Genomic DNA, 256 nt, shown 5'->3' on the forward strand with positions numbered 1-256 from the left:
CCTCAACACGACCGGCACCTGGTCGCGTCCGACGCCGATGCCGCTGGACGCCTACCGCGCGGGTGACGAGTACGTGATCTGCTTCGACCTGCCGGGCGTGGCCCCGGAGGCGATCGACATCGACGTCGAGCGGAACATGGTGACCGTCAAGGCCGAGCGCCGCCCGCGCCAGGAAGGCGAGGGCGTCAAGTGGGAGCTGTCCGAGCGTCCCCTCGGCGTCTTCTCCCGCCAGGTCATGCTCTCCGACACCCTCGAC

1 protein-coding gene is annotated in these 256 nt (G+C 69.9%); it reads left to right on the forward strand.

The window, feature by feature from the left end:
• A partial coding sequence (locus IE98_RS0141790; protein WP_030278052.1) for an Hsp20/alpha crystallin family protein occupies positions 1 to 256 on the forward strand: 256 nt, incomplete at both ends.

The sequence above is a fragment of the Streptomyces sp. NRRL B-24484 genome, assembly GCF_000717715.1.
Classification (GTDB): domain Bacteria; phylum Actinomycetota; class Actinomycetes; order Streptomycetales; family Streptomycetaceae; genus Kitasatospora.